Origin of the sequence: Kitasatospora sp. NPDC101155, from assembly GCF_044768305.1 — a bacterium.
Classification (GTDB): Bacteria; Actinomycetota; Actinomycetes; order Streptomycetales; family Streptomycetaceae; genus Kitasatospora.
The window spans coordinates 1-7,956 of the sequence record NZ_JBIWPN010000112.1 but is presented as its reverse complement, the minus strand read 5'-3'; the positions used below and the strand labels follow the sequence as shown (position 1 = coordinate 7,956).

Genomic DNA, 7,956 nt, shown 5'->3' with positions numbered 1-7,956 from the left:
GGCGAGCACTCCATCAGCTCCGCCGCCATGCCCACCCACTGCGAGCCCTGACCCGGGAACACGAACACCACACCCGAACCGGAACCCGCCACACCACGCAGCACACCCGCCGCGGCCTCACCCGCGGCCAGCGACCGCAGACCCGCCAGCGCACCGTCCCGGTCCCCGGCCACCACCACACCACGGTGCTCCAGCACCGCACGCGACGACACCAACGAGAACCCGGCATCCAGCAACGACAGTTCCGGACGGTCACCGGCGAACGCCGCCAGGCGCTCGGCCTGCGCCCGCAGCGCGCCCTCGGTCTTCCCCGAGACCACCCACGGCACCACCGGCAGCGAGGACACCACGGTGACGGGGGCTTCGGCAGCGTCGTCGCCCTCGGCGGGCGCCTCGGCCTCCTCGGCGACCGGCTCCTCCGCCGGAGCCTGCTCCAGGATCACGTGCACGTTCGTGCCGCTCACACCGAACGAGGAGACACCCGCCCGACGCGGGCCCCCGGCCTCGGGCCACTCGCGCGCTTCGGTGAGCAGCTCGACCGCACCCGCCGACCAGTCCACGTGCGGGGTCGGCTCATCCACATGCAGCGTCCGCGGCAGCGCACCGTGCCGCATCGCCATCACCATCTTGATCACACCGGCGACGCCCGCAGCGGCCTGCGAGTGGCCGATGTTCGACTTGACCGAGCCGAGCCACAGCGGCCGCTCCGCGTCACGGTCCTGGCCGTAGGTCGCCAGCACGGCCTGCGCCTCGATCGGGTCACCGAGCTTCGTGCCGGTGCCGTGCGCCTCCACCACGTCGACCTCGGCCGCGGTGATCCGCGCGTCGGCGAGCGCCTGGCGGATCACCCGCTGCTGCGACGGGCCGTTCGGCGCCGTCAGGCCGTTCGAAGCGCCGTCCTGGTTCACCGCGATGCCGCGCACCACGGCGAGCACCGGGTGCCCGTTGCGCCGGGCGTCGGAGAGCCGCTCGACCAGCAGGACGCCCGCGCCCTCGGCGCAGGACATGCCGTCGGCCGCACCGGCGAACGCCTTGGAGCGCCCGTCCGGGGCCACCGCGCGCTGGCGGGAGAAGCCAGTGATGGCAGCCGGAGTGGCCATCACGGTGACGCCGGCGGCCAGCGCCAGCGAGGACTCGCCTCGGCGCACGGACTGGACGGCGAGGTCCAGCGCGACCAGCGAGGAGGAGCAGGCCGTGTCCACGGTCAAGGACGGGCCCTCCAGCCCGAGGACGTAGGAGATCCGCCCCGAGGCCACGCTCATCGAGCCGCCGGTGATCAGGTGTCCCTCCAGGCCCTCGCCGGCGTTGCCCTGGCGGGTGTAGCCCTGGTCGTTGCCGCCCACGTAGACGCCGGTGCGGCTACCGCGCAGCGTGCGCGGGTCGATCCCGGCCCGCTCGATCGCCTCCCACGAGGTCTCCAGCAGCAGGCGCTGCTGGGGGTCCATCGCCACGGCTTCGCGCGGCGAGATCCCGAAGAACCGGGCGTCGAACTGCCCTGCGTCGTGCAGGAACCCGCCCTCGCGGACGTAGGTCTTGCCCTCCTTCTCCGGGTCCGGGTCGTAGACGCCCTCGGTGTCCCAACCGCGGTTGGTGGGGAACCCGGAGACCACGTCCCGCTCCTGGAGCACCAGCTCCCACAGGTCGTCCGCGGAGGCGACGCCCCCGGGGTAGCGGCAGCCCACGCCCACGATGGCGACCGGGTCGTCGTCGGCGGCCTGCCGGGCGAACGGTGCGTCGACCTGGCCGGCCGAGCCCGAGGGGGTGTCGAGGATCCGGCTCCGGAGGAAGCCCGCCATCACCTGCGCGCTGGGGAAGTCGAAGACCAGCGTGGTCGGCAGGTTCAGGCCGGTCGCCGTCTTCAGACGGTTGCGCAGCTCGACCGAGGTCAGCGAGTCGAAGCCGAGTTCGCGGAAGGCCCGGTCGGGCTCGATGGCCAGCGCGGAGGCGTAGCCCAGCACCTCGGCGGCGCGCGTCCGCACCAGGTCCGTCAGCTGCAGGAGCTGCTCCGCCTCGGGCAGCGCCAGCAGCCGGGTGCGCAGCGCGGACAGCGCGTCGGAGCCGGTCTGCGCCTCGTCGGCCGGGCGGGCCTCCAGGAGCTTGCGGACCGCGGGCAGGTCCGCCAGCAGGCGGCTGGGGCGCACCGAGGTGAAGGTGGCGATGAACCGCTCCCAGTCGACGTCGGCGACCATCAGGAAGGTCTCGTCGTGGTCCAGGACGTGCTGCAGGCCCGCCAGTGCCTGGTCCGACCGGAAGGTCGGCAGCCCCCGGCGGATCAGGTTGGCGTTGGTGTCGAACACCTCGCCGTTCTCCAGCACGTGGACGGCGTCCCACATGCCCCACGCCACCGAGGTGGCGGTGAGCCCGCGCGCCCGGCGCTGCTCGGCCAGGGCGTCCAGGTAGGCGTTGGCGGCGGAGTAGGCGCCGTGGTCACCGCTGCCCCACACGCCGGCGACGGAGGAGAACAGGACGAAGGCGTCCAGCTGCTCGTCCGCGAAGACGGCGTCCAGGTTGGCCGCGCCGGCGACCTTGGCACCGACCACGCCGGCGAAGTCGGCCAGGCTGGTGTCGGCCAGCGAGGCGAGGCCGATCAGCGCGGCCGCGTGCACCACGGCGCTCACCGGCGAGCCCTCGGCCGCGACCTGCTGGACCAGCTCCGCCAGCGCCTCGCGATCCGTCACGTCGCAGGCCGCCAGGGTCACCCGCACACCCGACCCGGCGAGCTCGTCACGCAGTTCGACCGCGGCGGCGGAGTCCGCGCCGCGTCGGCCCGGCAGGACCAGGTGCTCGGCGCCGTTGCGGGCGAGCCAGCGCGCCACGTCGGGCCCGATCGCGCCGGTGCCACCGGTGAGCAGCACGGTGCCACGGGGCCGCCACGGGGCCGGGGCGGCCTCATCCGCGACGGGAGCGGCCTTGGCCAGGCGGCGGCCGAAGACGCCCGCGGAGCGGATCGCGACCTGGTCCTCGCCCGAGTCTCCGGCCAGCACGCCGCAGAGCCGGTCCAGCGCCCGGTCGTCCAGCGACCCGGGCAGGTCGACCAGACCGCCCCAGCGCCGGGAGTGCTCCAGTGCCGCCACCCGGCCGAGGCCCCAGATCTGCGCCTGCATCGGGTCGACCGGCTCCGCACGCCGCGCCGCCAGCCCCTGGCGGGTCAGGCACCACAGCGGCGCCTCGACCCCGGCGTCGCCCAGGGCCTGGACCAGTGCCAGGGTCACGGCCAGACCGACCGTCATGCCCGGCGCCTCCGGCAGCTCCTCGCCCGCCAGCGCCGCCAGCGACAGCACGCCGGCGAGCGGCCGCTCGGCGGTCAGCTCGCTCAACCGGGCGGCCAGGGCGCCGCGTTCGGTGTCGGCGAGGCCGGTCTCCAGCAGCACCGTCTCGGCCCCGCGGCCGCGCAGGCCGTCCAGGCAGGCCGCCACCCACGCGTCGTCGGCCTGCCCGGCCGGCACCGCCACCAGCCAGCTGCCGGACAGCGCCGCCGTACCGGGCGACACCGGCTTCCAGGTCACCCGGTAGCGCCACCCGTCCACCGCAGCCTCGTCGCGACGCCGACGGTGCCAGCGCGACAGCACCGGCAGCACCGCCTCCAGCGACGACTGCTCGCTCTCGCCGTCCATCGAGAGCGTGTCGGCCAGCGAGGCCAGGTCCTCCTGCTCCACCGCGGCCCAGAACCGTGCGTCCAGCTCACCGGCCGACCCGGGCAGCGCCTCGGCGGTGCCCGTCGAGGCGGTGAACTCGGGCCAGTAGCGCTGCCGTTGGAAGGGATAGGTGGGCAGCTCGACCCGCTGGAGGTCCCGGCCCGCGAACACGGCCGACCAGTCGACCGTCAGGCCGTGGACGTATGCCGCCGCCAAGGAGGTGGCGAAGCGGGTCAGCGCGTCCTCGTCCCGGCGCAGCGATTCGGCGACGGCGACCTCCACCGCCGCGGTCTGTCCGGCGATGTCCTCGACGTTCGCGGTGAGCAGCGGGTGCGGGCTCGCCTCGACGAACGCCGCGTGGCCGTGACCGAGCAGCTCGCGCACGGTCCGCTCGAACTCCACCGGCTCGCGCAGGTTGCGGAACCAGTAGCCGCTGTCGAGCTGCTCGGTGTCCAGCCGGCCGCCGGTCACCGTGGAGTAGAAGGGGATCTCCGAGGCCTGCGGCCGGACCGATGCCAGCTCGGCGAGCAGCTTCTCGCGCAGCTTCTCCACCATCGGCGAGTGCGAGGCGAAGCCCACCCCGGGGATCGGCCAGCGCATCACCCCGCGCTTGGACAGGTCGGCGCCGAACCCCTCCAGGGCTTCCAGATCGCCCGAAACAGTGGTCGCGGCCTGGGAGTTGACGGCCGCCACCGAGATCCGGTCGCTCCACGGGGCCAGCCACTCACGGACCTGCTCGGCCGGTGCCAGCACCGACACCATGCCGCCCTTCTCGACCTCCGCCGCCAGGACCTGGCTGCGGACGGCGATGATCCGGGCCCCGTCCGCGAGGGTCAGCGCGCCCGCGACGCAGGCTGCGGCCACCTCGCCCTGGGAGTGCCCCACCACCGCGACGGGTTCCACGCCGAGCGAGCGCCAGACCTCCGCGAGCGACACCATCATCGCCCACAGGGCGGGCTGCGCCACGTCCACGCGGTCGAGCGACGGGGAGCCCGGCTCGCCGCGCAGCACGTCCAGCAGCGGCCAGTCGAGGTACGGGTCCATGACCTGCGCGCACTCGCTCGCCCGGCGGCGGAACGCCGGGGAGGCCTCCCAGAGCCGCGCGCCCATCCCGATCCACTGCGAACCCTGGCCGGGGAAGACGAAGACCGGACCGCGGCCGGCGCGGGCCGCGCCCTGCACCAGGCCGGTGCGGTCCTCGCCCGCCGCGAGCGCGGCCAGTCCGGCCAGCAGCTCCTCGCGGTCGGCGGCGACCAGCGCCGCGCGGTGCTCCATGGCGTTGCGGGTGCCGAGCAGCGAGGTGGCCACATCCACAGCGGCCAGGTCGGGCTGGGCCCGCAGGTGTTCCAGCAGGCGGGCCGCCTGCTCGCGCAGTGCCTCGGCCGAGCGGGCGGACAGCACCGAGGGCACCAGCTCGCCCAGCGCCAGGGCGCTCTCCGTCCGCTCCGCGTCCTGGTCGCCGGAGCCCGCCGGCCGGGCGGCAGCCGCCGGCTCCTCCGCCGGCGCGGCCTCCAGCACCACGTGGGCGTTGGTCCCGCTCATGCTGAACGAGGAGACCGCGGAGCGCCGGGCCGCGCCGGTCTCGGGCCACGGCACGGTCTCGGTCAGCAGCTCCACCGCGCCTGCCGACCAGTCCACGTGCGGGGTGGGCTCGTCGACGTGCAGGGTGCGCGGCAGGACGCCGTGGTGCATCGCCAGCACCATCTTGATCACGCCGACCACGCCGGCGGCCGCCTGGGTGTGGCCGAGGTTCGACTTGACCGAGCCGAGCAGCAGCGGCCGCTCCGCGTCACGGTCCTGACCGTAGGTCGCGAGCAGCGCCTGCGCCTCGATCGGGTCACCCAGCGTGGTGCCCGTGCCGTGCGCCTCGACCGCGTCGACCTCGGCGGCCGTCAGCCGGGCGTTGGCCAGCGCCTGGCGGATCACCCGCTGCTGGGACGGACCGTTCGGCGCCGTCAGGCCGTTGGAGGCGCCGTCCTGGTTGACGGCGCTGCCGCGGACGACGGCGAGAACCTGGTGCCCGTTGCGCCGCGCGTCGGAGAGCCGCTCGACCAGCAGCATGCCGACGCCCTCGCCCCAGGCGGTTCCGTCGGCCGCGGCGGCGAAGGGCTTGCAGCGACCGTTGCGGGCCAGGTTGCCCTGCCGGCTGAACTCGAGGAACGGCCCCGCCGTCGACATCACCGTCACGCCGCCGGCCAGCGCCAGGTTGCACTCCCCCTGGCGCAGCGCCTGCACCGCCAGGTGCAGGGAGACCAGCGAGGACGAGCAGGCCGTGTCGACCGTCACCGCCGGCCCTTCCAGGCCGAACGTGTACGCCAGTCGGCCGGAGGCGACGCTGGGGGCGTTGCCGGTACCGATCAACCCCTCCAGCTTGTCGGTCTGCCCGGTGGCAGCGGTCAGCAGGGTCATGTAGTCCTGGCCGCTGGAGCCGACGAAGACCCCGGTGGTGCTGCCGCGCAGCGCCTCCGGATCGATCCCGGCCCGCTCGAACGCCTCCCAGGACGCCTCCAGCAGCAGTCGCTGCTGCGGGTCCATGGCCAGGGCCTCACGAGGCGAGATCCCGAAGAACCCCGCGTCGAACTCCTCCGCCGTGTCCAGGAAGGCGCCCTGCGCGACGTACGACTTGCCCTTCACCCCGGGGTCCGGGTCGTACAGCGCGTCCATGTCCCAACCGCGGGCGGCCGGGAAGTCGGAGAACGCGTCACGGCCGGAGACCAGCAGGTCCCACAACCCCTCCGGGTCCCGCGCGCCGCCGGGGAAGCGGCAGCTCATGCCGACGATCGCGATGGGCTCCCGCGATGCCTCGGCGAGCCGGCGGTTCTCCTGGCGCAGGCGCTCGGTCTCCTTCACGGACAGCCGGAGCGCTTCGACGAACTTTTCCTGCGAGGCATCCATCGAGATGTCCAAAATCCAATCGTGGCGAAGCAAAGATGTTGTCGAAGGCCGTACTGGGCCCGGGACTTGTCGCTGCTGGCGAAGGCCGTGCAAGGCCGGAGGGCTGTCGCTGCTGTCGAAGGCCGTGCTAGGCGGGAGGGTTGTCGCTGCTGTCGAAGACCATGCGGAGCAGGCTCTCCGCGTCCATGGCGTCGATCGCCTCGACGGCGACGCTCTCGTCGGCGGCGTCCGGCTCGTCAGCGACGCCGGCGAGCCGCAGCAGGACGTCCATGACGCCGGCCTCCCGCAACCGGGAGAGCGGGATCGTCGCGAACGCCTCTCGGATCCGCTCCTCACCCTGGTCGGCGTCGGGCCTCAACCCGGCCGCGGTCTCCAGTTCCGCGCTGAGGTACCGGGCGAGAGCGGCGACGGTCGGGTAGTCGAAGATCACCGTGGCCTGGAGCCGCAGCCCGGTCGCGGCGTTGAGCCGGTTGCGCAGTTCGACCGCGGTCAGCGAGTCGAAGCCGAGGTCGTTGAACGCGCGGCCCCCCTCGATGTCCGCGGAGGAGGCGTGTCCGAGGACGGCCGCGACCTGGGTCTGCACCAGGTCCAGCAGCACGCCACCGCGCTGCGACTCCGGCATCGCCGCGAGCCGCCGTGCCAGCGCGGTCCCGGCGTCGGCACCGGCCGCAGCCGCGGCACGGACGGGCACGCGCACCAGGCCGCGCAGCAGCGCGGGCACGTTCGCCGTACCGGTCTGGGCACGCAGCCCGGCCAGGTCCAGCCGAGCCGGCAGCAGGACCGCTTCGCCCATCGTCTGGGCGGTGTCGAGGAGTTCGAGCGCCTCCGTGGAGGAGAGCCCTTCGACGCCGTTGCGGTTGATGCGGTGGAGGTTGCCGTCGCCGAGCGCGCCGGTCATGCCCGACTCCTCGGCCCACAGGCCCCAGGCGAGGGAGACGGCCGGCAGGCCGAGGGCCTTGCGGTGCTGGGCCAGCGCGTCCAGGAAGGTGTTCGCCGTCGCGTAGTTGCCCTGGCCCGGCGCGCCGAAGGTGCCGGCGGCGGAGGAGAACAGCACGAAGGCGGACAGGTCCAGGTCCCGGGTCAGCTCGTGCAGGTGCCACGCCGCATCGAGCTTCGGGCGCAGGACGGTGTCGAAGCGCTCGGGAGTGAGCGACTCGATCACACCGTCGTCCAGCACGCCCGCCGTGTGCACCACCCCGGTGAGGGGGGCCTCGGCCGGGACCTCGGCGAGGAGGGCGGCCAGGGCGTCGCGGTCGGCGACGTCGCAGGCCGCGACCGTGACCTTGGCCCCGGCCTCGGTCAGCTCCGCCACCAGCTCGGCCGCGCCCGGCGCAGCCTCGCCGCGACGGCTGGCCAGCAGCAGGTGGCGAACGCCGTGCCGGGCGACCAGGTGACGGGCGACCAGAGCACCCAGGGTGCCGGAGGC

Annotated in this window: 2 protein-coding genes; both read right to left on the bottom strand. The window is 74.3% G+C overall.

Features of this window, described 5'->3' with window-relative positions; translation table 11 throughout:
- Positions 1 to 6,542 (bottom strand): type I polyketide synthase (locus tag ACIRYZ_RS45935; RefSeq protein ID WP_402955548.1); only part of this gene is annotated, 6,542 nt, incomplete at its 3' end.
- 115 nt (positions 6,543 to 6,657) lie between these two features.
- On the bottom strand, positions 6,658 to 7,956 hold a 1,299-nt coding region (locus tag ACIRYZ_RS45930), incomplete at its 5' end, for a type I polyketide synthase (RefSeq protein WP_402955545.1).